The sequence below is a fragment of the Nocardioides gilvus genome, from assembly GCF_003194605.1.
GTDB classification, from domain to species: Bacteria; Actinomycetota; Actinomycetes; order Propionibacteriales; family Nocardioidaceae; genus Nocardioides; species Nocardioides gilvus.
Genome location: NZ_QHKY01000006.1, coordinates 68798 through 85848 on the forward strand (window position 1 = coordinate 68798; position 17051 = coordinate 85848).

Below are 17051 nucleotides of genomic sequence, written 5' to 3' on the forward strand. Positions count from 1 at the left end.
GACGCGCCTCGCGCCAGGTCGTCCCGGACGATTCGCCCTCGTCCCGACCGAGTCCCTACGCTGTCCCGGTGATCGTCTCCGTCGTACTCGTCAGCCATGACGGGGCGAGATGGCTGCCCCAGGTCCTGGGCGGGCTCAGCGGCCAGCAGCGCCCCGCTGACCGCGGGATCGCCGTGGACACCGGCAGCCGAGACGACTGCATCGACCTGTTGGTCCCGGTCTTCGGTGCAGACGCAGTCCTCTCCGCGCCCGTCAAGACCTCCTATCCCGAAGCCGTCCAACGGGCCCTGGAGTCTCTCCCGCCTGCGGAGGACGAGTGGATCTGGCTGCTGCACGACGACTCGAACCCCGCGCCGGACGCCCTCGCCGCTCTGGTTGCGGCGGTCGCCGAGCACCCGGAGGTCGACGTCTTCGGCCCCAAGCTGCGCGAGTGGCCCTCCCTGCGTCGCCTGCTCGAGCTCGGGGTCACCATCTCGGGCACGGGTCGGCGAGAGACCGGCCTCGAGCGAGGCGAGTACGACCAGGGCCAGCACGACCGGTCACGCCGGGTGCTGGCGGTCAACACCGCCGGCATGCTCGTACGGCGTGAGGTGCTGGAGTCTCTCGGTGGTTTCGACGAGGCCCTGCCGCTCTTCGGCAACGACATCGACTTCGGCTGGCGGGCCGCTCGCGCCGGGCACCAGACGTACGTCGTCCCCGAGGCCGTCGTCTTTCATGCCGAGGCGGCCACGCGCGGTGCCCGCACCACTGAGCTCACGGGCCGCCACCCGCACTACTCGATGCGGCGGGCTGCCCTCTTCACCCTGCTGGCCAACGTCGAACGACCGCAGTTGTTGTGGCAGACGATCCGACTCCTCTTCGGCAGCCTGGTCAGAGTCCTCGGCCTGCTCGCGGTCCGCGCGGTCGGCGAGGCGGCCGACGAGTTCGCGGCCCTGCTCCACGTCTACACCCGACCCGGACAGGTCCGCGCCGCGCGGCTGGAACGCAAGGGCCTGTGGGAGCAGCAGGCCCACGACGTACGCCCCCTGATGCCACCTTGGTGGCTGCCCTACCGCCACGGTCTGGATGCGGTCAGTGACCTGTTCCAGGCGCTGGCGAGCAGCGTCCAGGACGTCGCCGAGAGACGGCGTGCCGCCAAGGAGGCAACGCTGGCCGCCGAGCGTGCGGCCGCTCCCGGTCTGGCGCCCTTGCAAGCGGCCACTCCTGAGCGCCCCCGGCGCGGCTCCGACGGTGAGGACGAGGACGACGAGCTGTACGCCGACTCCGGGTGGGTGGTGCGGTTCTTCACCAGCCCGGTGGCGATCGTCCTGAGCGTCGTCGTCCTGGCGTCGCTCTTCGCGGCGCGTGAGGCCTTCTGGTCCATCCAGGGCGGGGCGCTCTCCCCGGTCCCGGACCGGGCCGCTGACTGGTGGCGCCTGCACCTGGAGTCGCGGCACGCGCTCGGCACCGGCTCCGACGTGCCCGCCCCTGCCTACATCGCGCTCTTCGCGGTCGCCGGGTTCGTCCTCTTCGGAGGAAGCTCCGGGGTCGTGATGAGTGCCTTGATGCTTCTCGCCGTCCCCCTGGCGCTGTGGGGCGCGTGGCGTTTTCTGCGGGTGGTCGGCCGGCTGGTCGATCCCCGCGGTCTCTCCACCTGGGTGCTGGTGTGGGGGTCGGTGACCTATGCCCTGCTCCCGGCCACCTCGGGCGCGTGGGGCGAAGGTCGCTTCGGCACGGTCGCGATGGCCGCCCTGCTGCCCTGGCTCGCCCACGCTGCCCTGGGTTTCGTCGACCCCGAACCAGACCGCCGTTGGCGTGCCGGGTGGCGTACGGGCATGCTGCTCGCCCTGTGCGCCGCCTTCGTGCCGGGGATCTGGCTCTTCGGCCTGGTGGTGGCGGCGATCGTGGTCGCGGCCGCCATCGCGATCAGCCCCCGACTGCTCAACGACCGCGCGGTGTGGGGCCCGCCGGCCCTGGCCCTGGTGCTGGTGCCGGTCCTGTTGCTGCCGTGGTTCCTGCCGTTGATCGGCACCGGCTCGGCCGCCGGTCTGTTGCTGGAGGCCGGTCGGCTGCCGGTGGCCTCGGTCGACGCCGCCGGCCTGCTGACCGGCCGACTGTCCCAGATGGGTGCGCCCTGGTGGCTCGGTGTTCCGGTGGGCCTCCTGGCAGTGCTGGCCATCGCCCCCCACTCGACCCGGGTGCCGGTGATGATCGGGTGGGTCGTCGCCCTGCCGGCGGCCTGCGTGGTCGCGGTCCTGGGTCTCGTCCAGCTCGACCTGCCGGGCAGTTCGACTCCGCCGAGCATGGGCTTCTTCGTCGTGGTGCTCCAGGGCATCGCGGTGGTGGTGGCCTCGCTCGGGACGGGGGCGCTGGTGCGTCGACTCGCCGGGGACGACCATCCGTGGTGGCAGCGGGCCGTCGCGTTGGCAGTGGCCGGCGTGGCCGTCGTGGTGCCGTTGGGTGGCCTCGTGTGGTGGGTGGGTGCAGACAACCAGTTCGGCGAGGACCCCCTCGAGGTGGTCCCGGCCTACATGGCCCAGAGCGCGTTGACGGACGACGCCCGTGGGGTCCTGGTGCTGAGGGGTTCGGTCGACGAAGGCGTGACCTACCGGATCCGTCGTGGCGACGGCGTCACCGTGGGTGAGGACGAGATCCTGGGGTTGACCCCTGAGGACCGGGAGATGTCAGCTCTGGTCACCCGTCTGGTCTCGGCGCCGACGCCGCGCGTCGTCGAGGCCCTGGCCGACCAGGGCGTCGAGTACGTCGTCGTGCCGTCGCCGGTCGACGGACGCATCGCGGCCGGTATGGACGCGGTGGACGGCTTCGTCCAGGCGAGCGCCGAGGACCGCTCGACCCGGGCCTGGAGGGTCGAGCACGAGACGTCGGCGCGTGGCGTCGCGAGCGAGGTGGGCACCGGTCGCATGGTGCTGGTGGTGACCCAGGGGATCGCGTGGATCCTGGCCCTCGTGGCGGCGGGCCCCACGATCACCTCGAGGAGGGTACGCCGATGACGGACAGGTCGAGACCTGGCTCACGCCGCAGGGTGGCACTGCAGCGGGACCGACGGATCAACCCGATGGTGATGCTGTCCATCGGCGTGCCACTGCTCACGGTCGCTGCGCTGGCGAGCGTCAGCCCCTCACCCACCGAGGACCCGGGTCGCGCGCCGGGGACCGCCCCCCTGAGCAGCTCGGTGGTCGTCTGCCCCCCGGCCCGGGGCGACGTCGACGACGTTCGCGTGGCTCTCGCCAACACTTCCCAGTCCGGCACGATCCGGGTCGCCGGCGCCCCTGACGTGACGATCAGCGGTGGTGCTCTCAGCACCGTCGGCCGGTCGTCGTACGTCGTCCTGCGAGCCGAGGGTGACCTGGCGTCCGGCCTCGTCGCCTCGCGCACCGGTGAGACCGCAGCGGTGGCTTGCACACCCCCCGACAGCGACGTCTGGTTCACCGGCGTCGGTGCGGGACCCGAACACTCCTCCGTGCTGCACCTGGTCAACCCCGACGCCGGTCCCGCGCTCGCCGACGTGACCGTGCACGGCCCGGGCGGCGTACGGGAGGTGGCTGGCCTCCGGGGCCTGGCCGTGCCCGCCCGGGGAGAGATCGAGCTGGACCTCTCCCGGGTCGCTCCGGCTCGCAACGACCTCACGATCAGGATCCAGGTCAGTCGCGGGAGGTTGGCCTCGTCGGTGATGGATCGCATCGACGAGCTGGGCAGTGCCAGCCGAGCGGTCTCCTGGCTGCCGGCCAACGATGCGCCGAGCCGCGATCCCCTGCTCCTCGGTGTCGCCCGAGGTGGCGGGGACCGCACGCTGGTCGTGACCAATGACGGCTCCGACGAGACCCGGGTGAACGTGCTGGCGGTGACCGCCGAGAGCGAGTTCGCCCCCGCCGGCGTCGAGCCCGTGAACGTGCCACCGGGAGCCACGGTGACGGTCTCGTTGTCGGACCTGCTGCGTTCCGACGTCGTCGACGGACTGGTGGGGCTGCGGTTGGAGTCGCGTGAGCCGGTCAGTGCCCAGTTGCGCACCCGCACGGGGAGCGACCTCACCCACGCCGTCGCGGCGCCCCTGCTTTCGGCCACGGCCGCCGGCGTCGTCGCAGCCGGCCCCAAGCGCCTCGTCCTCGCCGGCGCCGACGCGGTCACCGAGGTCACCGTCGTCCAGCGTGACGCCGGGGGTCGCGAGCTCGAGCCGGTCCGGGTCACCATGCGTCCCGGTCGAGGCCGCCGACTCGGTCTCGACCCCAGGGCCCGCTGGGTCGAGGTGCAGATGGACGGCGGACGGGTGGCCGCCGCCCTCGAGGCCGGTGCCGGCGGGGTCCGGCCCCTGTTCGAGCTGGTCACCGAGAGTCTCGTACCGGACGTCCGACCCGCCCTGTACTGATCTCGTGGGGCGAGGCTCAGTCGTCCTCGCGCGGGTCGACGTCCTCGGGGTCCATGTCGAGGAGGATCGCGATCTGCTCCACCAGCACGGTGAAGACCATGGCGCGCAGCTCCTCCCGGTTGTCGCAGCGGTGCTCGATCGGTCGACGGAAGAGGACCAGTCGGCTCGGGGTCGCGCCCTGGCCGCGGACCAGGGAGGCCAACGGCACACCCTCGTCGTCCCAGTCGTCGGGGACCAGGGGAGTGTCCTCGACGGCGTACTCCACGAGGCCGAGGTGGTCGTGCCAGCGGGCGTCCAGGACCCGTACGACATCGAGCACGACCGAGTCGAACCGCATCCGCTGGGTGCGGGTCGCGGGGGTGCCCAGGGTGCGGGGGAGGACTGCAGGCCCGCGCATCCCCCGGTCGCGACGGTCCCGGGTGCGACGACGAGGGGCCTGATCCATGCCGCGAGCCTAGACGGCGACGAGGGTGGCGCGGGGTAACGTCACCCGTGTGAATCCTGCACGCCGTTGTTCGCGTACCGCTTGTGGCCGTGCTGCGGTCGCGACGTTGACCTACGTGTACTCCGACCAGACGGCGGTGCTGGGCCCGCTCTCGTTGCACGCCGAGCCGCACGCGTACGACCTGTGTGGGCAGCACAGCGAACGTCTCTCCGCCCCGCGCGGCTGGGAGGTCCTGCGCCTCGCGCTGGACCTCACCGACAAGGGTCCCTCCAACGACGACCTCCTTGCTCTGGCCGACGCCGTACGTGAGGCTGCGCGCCCGCCCGAGCCGGCCCCACCGATCCACTCGGCCGACGATCCGACACGCGGCACGCGCCGCGGTCACCTGCGGGTCCTGACCACGGACTGATCACGGCTCGGGGTGCCATATAGGCTCACGTGCCATGACTTCCGGTACCCCTGACGCCGCCGCGTCGCCGACCTTGGATCCCGCCAACCTCGGGGCCATCTTCAAGGCCTACGACGTCCGTGGCACCGTCCCCGACCAGATGGACGAGGCGCTGGCCCGCGCGACGGGCAACGCCTTCGTCCAGGTGCTGGGCGCCGAGACCGTGGTGATCGGCTACGACATGCGTCCCAGCTCACCGGGGATGGCGAGGGCCTTCGCCGAGGGCGCCTCCCTGGCCGGAGCAGCAGTGGTCAACGTCGGGCTGGCCTCCACCGACCAGCTCTACTTCGCGTCCGGCCACCTCGGGCACGCGGGCGTGATGTTCACCGCCAGCCACAACCCGGCGCAGTACAACGGCATGAAGATGTGCCGCGCGGGTGCGCAGCCGGTCGGTGTGGACACCGGCCTGGCCGAGATCCGTGACGTCGTGGGCTCCGGCCGGATCGTCACGGCTGAGGTCCCCGGTGAGATCACCGAGACCGACGTCCTGGCTGCGTACGCCGACCACCTGCTCACCCTGGCGCCGGTCGTCGGGCGTCGCCTGAAGGTGGTCGTCGACGCGGGCAACGGCATGGCCGGTCTGACCGCACCGATGGTCTTCGACAAGATCGGAACCGAGGCCGTGGAGATGGTGCCGCTCTTCTTCGAGCTGGACGGCACCTTCCCCAACCACGAGGCCAACCCGATCGAGCCGGCCAACCTGGTCGACCTGCAGCAGGCGGTCCTCGCCGAGAAGGCCGACATCGGTCTCGCCTTCGACGGCGACGCTGACCGTTGCTTCATCGTTGACGAGCACGGCCGCGGTGTCTCGCCCTCCACCCTGACCGCCCTGATCGCGGCTCGTGAGTTGCTCAAGGAGCCGGGGGCCGTGGTCATCCACAACCTCATCACCTCGCGCTCGGTGCCCGAGATCGTCACCGAGCTCGGTGGTCGGCCGGTGCGTACGCGGGTGGGACACTCCTACATCAAGGCCGAGATGGCCGCTACCGACGCGATCTTCGGCGGCGAGCACAGCGGTCACTTCTACTTCCGCGACTTCTGGCGCGCTGACTCCGGCATGCTGGCGGCCCTGCACGCGATGGCGGCCCTGGCGGAGACCGACCGGTCACTCTCCGACCTGCTCGCCGAGTACGAGCGCTACCCGGCCAGTGGTGAGATCAACTCCACGGTCGCTGACCAGGCTGCTGTGCTCGCCGATCTTCGCAGTCACTGGAGCGACGTCGAGGGCGCCGAGGTGGACGAGCTCGACGGCCTGACGGTGACGCACGCCGACTGGTGGTTCAATGTCAGGGCCTCGAACACCGAGCCGCTGCTGCGGCTCAACTGCGAGGGCAAGGACGAGGCCACCATGGTCGAGGTCCGCGACGCCGTCCTCACCACGATCAGGAGCAACTGATGCAACTCGACCCCAAGCTGCTCGACATCATCGTCTGCCCGGCCTGCCACGCCTCCCTGTTCGCGCAGGGCGAGGAGCTCGTGTGCTCGGGATGCGGGTACGCGTACCCGGTGCGTGACGACATCCCGGTGCTGCTCGTCGACGAGGCCCGTAAGCCGGCCTGACGCATGGGCACCTGGTTCGACGAAGGTCGCCTCGACGACGAGCGGGCGCTGGGGTCCTTCGACCCGGTGCTACGAGGGCTGGCCGAGGCGGGATCGCGCGTACGCCGGGACCTGGCCACCGCCAGCGACGCCCTGGCCGGGGCCGTGGCGCGCGCGCAGGCTTCGGACCGTCCTCGCGCGGTGGTCGCGGCGGGGCCCGACTCCCGGCTGCTGCGCGCAGTGCTCGAGCCCTGGTGCCCGGTGCCCTTCGTGGCGTGGCCGGCGCCCAGCCTCCCGGGATGGGTGGGGAGCCTGGACCTCGTCCTGGTGCTGGCCCCCGACGGGTCGGACGAGACGACCGCGGGCGCCGTCGCCGAGGCCCTGCGACGAGGCGCCCAGGTCGTGGTGGCCGCACCCGAGAACTCCCTGGTGGCCCGGCACGCCGTCGGACGCTGGAGCACGTTGTTGCCGGTCGTCACGCGCGACCAGTCCGCTGCCGCCGTCGTGATGTTGGAGTACCTGGACAAGGTCGACCTCGGCCCCAGGAGTGACGTCGAGGACGTGGCCGGTGCGCTCGACCACGTCGCGACCGCCTGCTCACCCTTCCGGGACCTCTCGGTCAACCCGGCCAAGACCTTGGCCATCTCGCTCTCCGACCACAGCCCCGTGCTGTGGGGCGGCAGCGTCCTGGCTGCGCGGGCGGCGCGTCGGGTGGCGGAGTCGATCCGACGCGCCTCGGGCTCGTCCGCGATCGCGGGCGATGCCGAGCACCTGCTCCCGGTCCTGGAGTCGACACCGGTGCGCGACCTCTTCGACGACCCCCTGGACGAGGAGGGAAGCGCGCTGCCCCCGGTCCTGGTGGTGCTCGACGACGGCACGAACGAGTCGCTGGTCGCCGAGCAGCGTGATCTCCTCGTCGGCACGGCCGAAGCGCGCCGCATCCGGGTCGAGACCCTGACCTGTGAACCCGGCGTCACCACCGAGGTGGGGCGCTATGCGTCACTGCTGCTGCAGGGTCGCTACGCTGCCGCCTACCTGCAGGTCGGACTGGATCAGGAGTGAAACGATGAGTGCCGGACTGTTCGCCCTGCTCGATGACGTGGCGACCCTCGTGAAGGTGGCCGCGGCCTCCGTCGACGACGTCGGCGCAGCCGCCGGACGGGCGAGCGCGAAGGCCGCCGGCGTGGTCATCGACGACACGGCCGTCACCCCGCAGTACGTCCAGGGGCTGGCCGCCGAGCGTGAACTCCCGATCGTCAAGAAGATCGCCAAGGGTTCGCTGGTCAACAAGCTGGTCTTCATCCTCCCCGCGGCGCTGCTGCTCAGCCAGTTCCTGCCCTGGCTGCTCACCCCGATCCTGATGCTGGGTGGCACCTACCTCGCCTTCGAGGGCGCCGAGAAGATCTGGGAGAAGGTCAGCGGCCACACCGAGCCGGAGGTGCTCGCCACCGAGCTCGGTCCCGAGCAGGAGAAGAAGATGATCTCCGGTGCAATCCGCACCGACCTGATCCTCTCGGCCGAGATCATGGTGATCGCCCTCAACGAGGTGGCCGACGAGCCCTTCGTCACCCGCGCGATCATCATGGTGACCGTCGCCATCGGCATCACGATCATGGTCTACGGGATCGTCGGGTTGATCGTGAAGGCTGACGACTTCGGCCTGATGCTCGCGATGCGGGCCCGCACCCAGTTCGCGAAGAACTTCGGTCGTCGCCTCGTGAAGGCGATGCCCGGCGTCCTGGCGGCCATCGGTGCCATCGGCACGGTCGCGATGCTCTGGGTCGGTGGCCACATCCTGCTGGTCGGCCTGGGTGACCTGGGCCTGCACGGGCCCTACGACTTCGTGCACCACGTCGAGGTGGCGGTCCACGACGCCGTGGGCGTCGCAGGCGGAGTGCTCGGCTGGCTGACCAACACCGCCTTCTCGGCCGTCTTCGGGCTCGTGGTCGGGGCCGTGGTGGTGACCCTGCTCCACCTGCTGCCGATCGGTCGCCACCCGAAGGGCGACCCAGCGGCGCACTGAGGGCGCACTGAGGGCCCACTGACGGCGCACTGACGGGGCACGCGTCGGGGATTGCGTGATTGGGCGGGGCCGGTTCTAGTCTCGTGGGCGGAGGGGACGCTGGCGCTGGGTCATTGCGCCAGGTCAAGAACAGCCACTGACTAGGGGTAGTGATGGACTACAAGGTCGCAGATCTGAGCCTGGCCGACTACGGCCGCACAGAGATCCTGCTTGCCGAGCACGAGATGCCCGGCCTGATGGCGATGCGCGAGCGCTACGGCGACTCGAAGCCGCTGGCCGGTGCCAAGATCGCCGGTTCACTGCACATGACGATCCAGACCGCGGTCCTCATCGAGACCTTGGTCGCGCTGGGTGCCGAGGTGCGTTGGGCGTCCTGCAACATCTTCTCGACCCAGGACCACGCCGCTGCCGCGATCGTGGTGGGTCCGGAGGGCACGCCGGAGAACCCGTCCGGAGTCCCAGTCTTCGCCTGGAAGGGCGAGACGCTCGAGGAGTACTGGGAGTGCACCCAGCAGATCCTCATGTGGCCGAACGGCGAGTTCGCCAACATGATCCTCGACGACGGCGGCGACGCCACGATGTTGGTCCACCTCGGTGTCGAGGCGGAGAAGACCGGCGTTGCTCCCGACCCGGCCACCGGTGGTTCGGTCGAGGAGAAGATCGTCTTCCAGGTCGTGACCGACTCACTCGCTGAGTCCTCTGACCGTTGGACCAAGATCGCCAACGAGCTGATGGGTGTCACCGAGGAGACCACGACCGGTGTCCTGCGTCTGTACGACATGATGAAGGCCGGGCAGCTGCTCTTCCCCGCCATCAACGTCAACGACTCGGTCACCAAGTCGAAGTTCGACAACAAGTACGGCTGCCGTCACAGCCTCATCGACGGCATCAACCGCGCCACCGACGTCCTCATCGGCGGCAAGGTGGCCGTGGTCTGTGGCTACGGAGACGTGGGCAAGGGTTGCGCGGAGTCGCTGCGCGGCCAGGGTGCTCGGGTGATCATCACCGAGATCGACCCGATCTGTGCCCTGCAGGCAGCCATGGACGGCTACCAGGTCGACACCCTCGAGAACGCCCTGCCCGTCGCCGACATCATCATCACGGCGACCGGCAACAAGGACGTCGTGATGGCTGAGCAGATGAGCCGGATGAAGCACAATGCCATCGTCGGCAACATCGGTCACTTCGACAACGAGATCGACATGGCTGGCCTCGAAGGCTGGGACGGCATCGTCCGCAAGAACGTGAAGCCGCAGGTCGACCTGTTCACGTTCCCCGCCGGCAACGCCGTCATCATCCTGTCCGAGGGTCGCCTGATGAACCTGGGCAACGCCACCGGTCACCCGTCGTTCGTGATGTCGAACTCCTTCACCAACCAGGTCCTCGCCCAGATCGAGCTCTTCACCAAGCCCGAGGAGTACCCGGTCGGCGTCTACGTGCTCCCCAAGCACCTCGACGAGGAGGTCGCCCGGCTCCACCTCGGCAGCCTGGGTGTCAACCTCACCGAGCTGACCGACAGCCAGGCCTCCTACCTGGGCATCGACGTGGCCGGCCCCTACAAGTCCGACCAGTACCGATACTGAGTCACTGACACACGCCCGCGAGGCCGTGTGGCTGGCACAATGCCGAACATGAACACGACAGCACCCGACGCGAACGCTCGCGCTCGGGTGCTTGTCGTTGACGACGACGCATCCCTCTCCGAGATGCTCAGCCTCGTGCTTCGTCAGGAGGGCTTCGACAGCCGCATGGTCTCGCGGGGAGACCTGGCCATGGCCGCGTTCCGGGAGTACCGCCCGGACGTGGTCCTGCTCGACCTGATGCTGCCCGGTCTGGACGGCCTCGACGTGTGCACCGCGATCCGCGCGGAGTCGGGTGTGCCGATCGTGATGCTCACCGCGAGGAGCGACACCGGCGACGTGGTGCTGGGCCTGGAGTCGGGCGCGGACGACTACGTGGTGAAGCCGTTCAAGCCCAAGGAGCTCGTGGCCAGGATCCGGGCCCGGGTCCGGCGGCTCGACGTGCCGGAGACCGAGAACATCACGGTCGGCGACCTTGTCATCGACGTCGCGGGGCACCAGGTCAGCCGCGGCGAAAGGACGATCAACCTGACGCCGCTCGAGTTCGACCTGCTGGTGTGCCTGGCCCGCAAGCCGTGGCAGGTCTTCACCCGCGAGATCCTGCTCGAGCAGGTCTGGGGCTACCGGCACGCGGCCGACACCCGCCTGGTCAACGTCCACGTGCAGCGACTGCGTTCGAAGGTCGAGCACGATCCGGAGAACCCCGAGATCGTCCTGACAGTGCGGGGCGTGGGGTACAGGGCCGGCAAGTCGTAGGAAGCCAGATGGCCCTGACCTCGGCCCCTGCCCGTCGCGCGGGAGGAGTGCGCCGTTTCCTGACTGCGTGGCGCCGGTCGATCCAGGCCCGGGTGGTGGCCAGCACCGTCCTGATGTCCCTGGTCGTGGGTAGCGCCGTGGGCTGGTGGGTGCTGCGCTCCACCCGCGACGGACTGCTGGAGCAGCGGGCCGAGCGCGTCGTCGCCGAGGCGGTCACCGAGACCAGCGAGGCCCAGGGACGCCTGTCCTTCGCCACCGGCACCGACGTCGACGCGGCGAGTCAACGGGAGGACCTGGTCCAACCCATCATCGCGCGTGGGGCAGTGCGGGGCTACGGGGTCGTGCTCTCGGGTCCGTTGACGTCCGGGGCTTCGTTGAGCGACGGGGGAGTGAAGTTCACCGAGAACCTCGACCCACGCAGCGTCCCGACCACGATGCAGCAGCACTTCGCCGACCCCCGCGACCCTTCCTGGAGCTACACCGAACTCCTGACCACCGGTCCGGTCTCCGGGGTCGAGCCGGGCCCGGGTGTCGTCGTCGGCTCCCAGGTGGTGCTGCCTGCCGACGGCCAGACGTACACCGTCTACTTCCTCTTCCCGCTCGCGGAGCAGGAGGCCACCCTGGCCCTGGTCACGCGGGCCCTGCTCGGAGCAGCGGTCTTCCTGGTCCTGCTCGTGGGCGGGGTCACCTGGCTGGTGACCCGGCAGGTGGTGACCCCGATCCGACTGGCCCGCAAGGTGGCCGAACGCCTCGCAGCGGGGCAGCTGCAGGAGCGACTGCGCGTCACCGGCGAGGACGACCTGGCGCGCCTGGCCATCTCCTTCAACCAGATGGCCTCCAACCTGCAGCGTCAGATCCGCCAGCTCGAAGAGTTGAGCCGGCTCCAGCGGCGCTTCGTCAGTGACGTCTCGCACGAGCTGCGGACCCCGCTCACGACCGTACGGATGGCCGGCGACGTGCTGCACGACGCCCGGACGGAGTTCGACCCGGTCACGGCGCGGGCCGCGGAGCTGCTCCAGACCGAGCTCGACCGCTTCGAGGTGCTGCTCTCCGACCTCCTGGAGATCAGCCGGTTCGACGCCGGGGCGGCGGTCCTCGACGCCGACGACGTCAACCTCGTCGACGTGGTGCACCGGGTCGTGGACGCCACGCGCGCGCTGGCCGCCCAGCGGCAGACGCGCGTACTCGTACGTGAGCCCTCGACGCCGTGCCTCGCAGAGGCCGACGTGCGCCGGGTGGAGCGCATCGTGCGCAACCTGGTGACCAACGCCATCGACCACGCGGAGACCCGCGAGATCGTGGTCACCGTCGGAGCTGACGAGGGCACCGCGGCGCTCACGGTCCGCGACTACGGCATCGGCCTCGCACCGGGGGAGTCAGCCATGGTCTTCAACCGGTTCTGGCGCGCCGACCCGGCCCGGGCGCGTACGAGCGGAGGCACGGGCCTCGGCCTCTCGATCGCGCTCGAGGACACCCATCTGCACGGTGGGTGGCTCCAGGCCTGGGGGCGGCGCGGCGCGGGAGCCCAGTTCCGGCTGACCCTGCCCCGACACCTGGGCCAGTCGCTGCGCAGCAGCCCGTTGCCGCTGGTGCCCGACGACGCGGAGGTGGCCGTATGACTGCGCACCGGACGCGCGCCCGCGCCGGGCTCCTGGTGGGTCTGCTGGCCACCCTGCTGCTCTCGGCCTGCGTCCAGATGCCGACCTCCGGTCCGGTCGTCAGCGCTGGGCAGGGCGACGGCGACGAGACCGAGGTGGGAGCGTTCTACGAGCCGCGTGGCCCCGTGCCCGGCGCCACCGGGGTCGAGGTCGTGGCCGGTTTCCTCGAGGCCATGAAGGCCGCGCCGGTGAAGACCAGCGTCGCGGCGGAGTTCCTCACCGAGAGCGCTCAGCGCCGTTGGCGACCGGAGCGGGGCTCGGTGACCTACACCGACCTCGACTACCCCGAGGGCCAGAGCCGGGTGCGGGCCGTCATCTCAGGCGCCCAGGCCTACGACGAGCGGGGGACCTGGAGCCACGTGCTCGACGAGTCCGAGTCGGAGATCGTCTTCCCGATGGTGATGGAGGGCGACGAGTGGCGCATCGACGACGCGCCGGACGCCCTGATCGTGCCGGAGTCATGGTTCAACTCCTGGTTCGAGAGTGCTTCCCTGCACTTCCTGGACCCCAGCGGATCGGTCCTGGTGCCGGAGCCCGTCTTCGTCCCCACCGGCGACCAGTTCGCGACCTCTCTGGTCCGGGGGCTGCTCAGCGGTCCGCCCGACGAGCGGATCTCGCGCAGCGCTTTCCCGGAGGGACTGCGCGTGGCCCTGAACTCGGTCCCGATCGACGGTCGCGGAATGGCCGAGGTCGCGCTCGAGGGTGCCCCCACCGACCGCACCGACGACATCGTCAGTGAGGAGATGGTGGCCCAACTGACGTGGACCCTGCGCCAGGAACCACGGATCCGTTCGCTCCGAGTGACCATCGACGGACGCTCAGTGACCCTCCCGGGAGGCGGCCTGGAGATCCCCGTCGACGCCGGACGCACGCTCAGCCCCACCGGGTCGCGTGCCTCCGACGCGCTCTTCGCGTTCGACGAGGGACGTTTGGTGCGCGGTGGTCCTGGTGAGCTCGAGGCCACCCGTGGCCCGTTGGGGGCGCCCGGCGGCGAGGGTGGCGTGGGTGCTGACGCTGACGTGAGCCGCGCAGCGGTGAGCGTGGACGGATCTCGGGTGGCCGTGGTCAGCCCCGACGGGAGCACGTTGTCGACCGCTCCGGTCGACGACGCCGACGCCGACGTCGTCCCCGTGGTCAGCGGAGCCACTGACCTGCTGACCCCGGTCTTCGACGCCGAGGAACGGCTCTGGATGCTGGACCGCACCGCCGGGGGCGCCCGCGTCAGCATGCTCTCCGACGGGGCCCCGACCGCGGTGCGGGTGCCGGGGGTGAGCGGCGAGAACGTGCGCGCGATGCTGGTCTCGCGTGACGCCTCCCGCCTGGTTGCCGTGATCTCCGGGCCGACCGGGGACCGCCTGGTCTTCAGTCGGCTGATCCACGACGGTGAATCGGGAGGTGCTCGCGGCACCCGTGCTCGTGATATCGACCTCGACCTCGACCGGGGCCGACGCCTCACCGATCTGGGCTGGGTCTCCCCGGTGGAGCTGGCGGTGCTGACCGACATCACCGAAGACCTGGCCCAGGTGCTGACGGTGCCGGTCTCAGCACGTCGCACCAGCATGCGTGAGCGCTCGGTCACCCGGGTCCGGGACGGCGCCACCGACCTTGCATCCTCGCCCCTGGTCGGGACGCCGCTCCTGGTGGTCACTGACGGCGCGGTGAGGGATCTGACCGACCCTGCCCGGGTGTTGACGCTGGGCAGCCGGATCACCTGGTTCGGGTTCCCAAGCTGAGCGCGGGGGACCGGCGTCGAGCCGGCTGGCGTCCACAGGCACGCCGCGGCCCCCAGGGACGCGGGGTTCTCCCCAGGGCCGCGGCCGCTTGCCGCCGTCGCGGCACGACCACGACTTGACTGTTCTCATGTTGATCGACGCGCTGGTGGACCTCGCGCTGGGCAGCCACTGCGTCGAGTGTGGCCAGCCGGGCCGTCTCGCCTGTCCGGCCTGCACGGCGGGCCTGTCGACGGCGGGGATCTCCGTACGACCCGACCCGCCACCGCCGGGGCTGGTCGAGTGCTGGGCCTCGGGCACGTACGACGGCCTCCTGCGTCGGGCCGTGATCGGGCACAAGGAGGACGGACTCCTGGGGTTGTCCCGGCTGCTGGGGGAGCGGTTGGCCCTGGCTGTGCGCGACGGGTTGCACCGAACACCCGGGGTTGCGAGTTCGACCGGAGTGGTGCTGGTGCCGGTGCCGTCCCGTCCGGGGGCCGACCGTGCCCGCGGGGACGATCCGTTGGGGCGCCTGGTCCGCATCGCTGCCCGGCAGTTGCGCGCCGAGGGGGTGGACGTACGGGCGATGGCGTTGCTCCGGTCCCGCGGCGGGGTCCGTGACCAAGCAGGGTTGGACGCACGGGCGCGGACAGACAACCTGGCGGGGTCGATGCGCACGCACCGTCGGACGGTGGAGCGTCTGGCGGTTGTCTCACCGCGACCCCGGGTGGTGCTCTGCGACGACGTCCTGACCACGGGGGCGACGGCGCGCGAAGGGCAGCGAGCTCTGACCGCGTCGGGAGTCCCGGTCTCGTTCGTGGCCGTCGTCGCGGCGGTCGAGAGGCAACTTCGGCCTTCCCGTCCTGTGGTCGGGGACCCCAAAGCAGGGGGGTTCCTTACATCCTGACCAGTTGCGGGATAGCGTCTGTGCATGGAGTTCATTCGGGTCCGTGGTTGCGCCGTCCGGAGTGGAGCTCCGGGTGCTGTGTTGTGGCCAGCCGCCGGTCCGACGTCCTCCGGACACCATCCTCTGCGCGCCTCCCCACCCATCGGTGACCGAGTGCGCGCAGGGATCAATGCACGGTGATTTCCAACGCTGAATCGGAGGTTCAACCATGGACGTAGTGGTCACAGGCCGGCAGATCGAGATTGCCGAGCGGTACCGGGAGCACGCTGAGGAGAAGCTCTCCAAGCTCGAGAAGCTCGACCACCGCATCATTCGGGTGGCGGTCGAGGTCTCCCACGAGAAGAACCCCCGTCAGGTCGAGCGAGCGGTCAAGGTCGAACTGACCGCCTTCACCAAGGGCCCCGTCATTCGCGCAGAGGCGGCCGCAGACGACAAGATGGCCGCCCTCGACCTGGCTCTCGACAAGATGGCTTCGCAGATGCGCAAGGCGGCGGACCGCCGGCGAGTGCACCGGGGACGGCACACCCCGCCGTCGGTGGGCGAGGTCCTTGCTGCCACGCCGATGATCGAGGACGAGGTCACCGAGGACGAGGTCACCGAGCGCCAGGTCGGGCCGATCACGGTGACCGGTGACGGGCCGCTGGTGGTGCGGGAGAAGTCCCACGACGCCACCCCCATGACCCTGGACCAGGCTCTGTACGAGATGGAACTGGTCGGCCACGACTTCTACCTGTTCGTCGACAAGGAGTCGGAGAAGCCGTCGGTGGTCTACCGCCGCCGGGGCTACGACTACGGCGTGATCGCCCTCAACCTCGGCGAGTGAGTTCCATCCCTCAGCAGTGAGGAGTTCAGGCTCCCCCGGTGCGTTGCGAGTCGCAACGCACCGGGGGAGCCTTCTCGTCTGACATGATGCCGGGGTGACTGAAGAATCTGCTGGGACTGGTCCCGTTCGGGTCGTCATCGCCGACGACCAAGAGCTGTTCCGCCGGGGACTCACGATGTTGCTGAGCCAGGAGGGCGACATCGAGGTCGTCGGTGAGGCGGGCGACGGTGTCGCAGCGACCGACATGGTGATCGCCCTGGTGCCCGACGTGGTGCTGCTGGACGTCAGGATGCCGCGTCGCACCGGGATCGAGGCCTGCAAGGCGATCAAGGAAGCGACACCCTCGGCCAAGATCATCATGCTCACCGTCTCCGACGAGGAGAGCGATCTGTACGAGGCGGTCAAGGGTGGTGCCGCCGGCTACCTGCTGAAGGACTCCTCGATCGAGGAGGTTGCCCAGGGGGTCCGAGTGGTCGCCGAAGGGCAGTCATTGATCTCGCCGTCGATGGCGGTCAAGCTGATCGACGAGTTCAAGCAGATGTCGAAGCCTGACCGGCACCAGACCACCAAGTTGCGACTCACCGACCGTGAGCTCGAGGTGCTCCGGCTGGTGGCCAAGGGCATGAACAACCGAGAGATCGCCAAGGCGCTCTTCATCTCGGAGAACACCGTGAAGAACCACGTACGCAACATGTTGGAGAAGCTGCAACTGCACTCGCGCATGGAGGCCGTCATGTACGCGGTCAAGGAGAAGATCCTGGAACTGCCCTGAGCCCAGGCCGCTGCCGTCGAGGCAGCGG

At 70.1% G+C, this 17051-nt stretch carries 15 protein-coding genes; 14 read left to right on the forward strand and 1 reads right to left on the reverse strand.

Features of this window, described 5'->3' with window-relative positions; translation table 11 throughout:
* Positions 1 to 68: 68 nt before the first annotated feature.
* Positions 69 to 2990: a glycosyltransferase family 2 protein gene (locus DNK52_RS14410; protein WP_110241735.1), complete on the forward strand. Its 2922-nt coding sequence runs from the start codon at positions 69 to 71 to the stop codon at positions 2988 to 2990.
* On the forward strand, positions 2987 to 4363 hold the full coding sequence (locus DNK52_RS14415; RefSeq protein WP_162598793.1) for a DUF5719 family protein: 1377 nt from the start codon (positions 2987 to 2989) through the stop codon (positions 4361 to 4363). Before DNK52_RS14410 ends, DNK52_RS14415 begins: the two co-directional genes overlap by 4 nt.
* A 16-nt stretch (positions 4364 to 4379) precedes the next feature.
* Here DNK52_RS14415 and DNK52_RS14420 read toward each other — a convergent pair whose 3' ends face one another.
* Positions 4380 to 4808: a metallopeptidase family protein gene (locus DNK52_RS14420; RefSeq protein ID WP_239455671.1), complete on the reverse strand. Its 429-nt coding sequence runs from the start codon at positions 4806 to 4808 to the stop codon at positions 4380 to 4382.
* Positions 4809 to 4857: 49 nt separating this feature from the next.
* Between DNK52_RS14420 and DNK52_RS14425 the strand changes: the two genes are divergently transcribed.
* The 12 genes from DNK52_RS14425 (at position 4858) to DNK52_RS14480 (ending at position 17023) form a co-directional block, all read left to right on the forward strand.
* The gene (locus tag DNK52_RS14425; protein ID WP_110241738.1) at positions 4858 to 5217 is read left to right on the forward strand and encodes a DUF3499 domain-containing protein; all 360 of its coding nucleotides are present in this window, start codon (positions 4858 to 4860) and stop codon (positions 5215 to 5217) included.
* 34 nt (positions 5218 to 5251) lie between these two features.
* Positions 5252 to 6652 (forward strand): phosphomannomutase/phosphoglucomutase, encoded by a 1401-nt coding sequence (locus tag DNK52_RS14430; RefSeq protein ID WP_110241739.1) that lies wholly within the window; start codon positions 5252 to 5254, stop codon positions 6650 to 6652.
* A complete protein-coding gene (locus DNK52_RS14435) occupies positions 6652 to 6816 on the forward strand; it encodes a Trm112 family protein (RefSeq protein ID WP_110241740.1) in 165 nt (54 codons plus the stop codon). The genes DNK52_RS14430 and DNK52_RS14435 overlap by 1 nt, the downstream gene beginning before the upstream one ends.
* A gap of 3 nt (positions 6817 to 6819) precedes the next feature.
* Positions 6820 to 7857 carry an SIS domain-containing protein gene (locus DNK52_RS14440; RefSeq protein ID WP_110241741.1) on the forward strand — a complete coding sequence of 346 codons (1038 nt, stop codon included), beginning with the start codon at positions 6820 to 6822 and terminating at the stop codon, positions 7855 to 7857.
* Between the two features lie 4 nt (positions 7858 to 7861).
* Positions 7862 to 8818: a DUF808 domain-containing protein gene (locus DNK52_RS14445; protein WP_110241742.1), complete on the forward strand. Its 957-nt coding sequence runs from the start codon at positions 7862 to 7864 to the stop codon at positions 8816 to 8818.
* Between the two features lie 152 nt (positions 8819 to 8970).
* The gene (ahcY, locus tag DNK52_RS14450) at positions 8971 to 10401 is read left to right on the forward strand and encodes an adenosylhomocysteinase (protein WP_110241743.1); all 1431 of its coding nucleotides are present in this window, start codon (positions 8971 to 8973) and stop codon (positions 10399 to 10401) included.
* Positions 10402 to 10449: 48 nt separating this feature from the next.
* Positions 10450 to 11154 (forward strand): MtrAB system response regulator MtrA, encoded by a 705-nt coding sequence (gene mtrA, locus DNK52_RS14455; protein ID WP_110241894.1) that lies wholly within the window; start codon positions 10450 to 10452, stop codon positions 11152 to 11154.
* An 8-nt stretch (positions 11155 to 11162) separates the two neighbouring features.
* Positions 11163 to 12773 (forward strand): MtrAB system histidine kinase MtrB, encoded by a 1611-nt coding sequence (mtrB, locus tag DNK52_RS14460; RefSeq protein ID WP_110241744.1) that lies wholly within the window; start codon positions 11163 to 11165, stop codon positions 12771 to 12773.
* Positions 12770 to 14545: an LpqB family beta-propeller domain-containing protein gene (locus DNK52_RS14465; protein WP_110241745.1), complete on the forward strand. Its 1776-nt coding sequence runs from the start codon at positions 12770 to 12772 to the stop codon at positions 14543 to 14545. Before mtrB ends, DNK52_RS14465 begins: the two co-directional genes overlap by 4 nt.
* Before the next feature lie 127 nt (positions 14546 to 14672).
* A complete protein-coding gene (locus DNK52_RS14470) occupies positions 14673 to 15428 on the forward strand; it encodes a ComF family protein (RefSeq protein WP_110241746.1) in 756 nt (251 codons plus the stop codon).
* Between the two features lie 208 nt (positions 15429 to 15636).
* Positions 15637 to 16251, forward strand: coding sequence for a ribosome hibernation-promoting factor, HPF/YfiA family (gene hpf / locus DNK52_RS14475; protein WP_110241747.1), 615 nt, complete (start codon positions 15637 to 15639; stop codon positions 16249 to 16251).
* A gap of 94 nt (positions 16252 to 16345) precedes the next feature.
* Positions 16346 to 17023: a response regulator gene (locus DNK52_RS14480; RefSeq protein ID WP_110241748.1), complete on the forward strand. Its 678-nt coding sequence runs from the start codon at positions 16346 to 16348 to the stop codon at positions 17021 to 17023.
* The last annotated feature ends 28 nt before the right edge of the window (positions 17024 to 17051 follow it).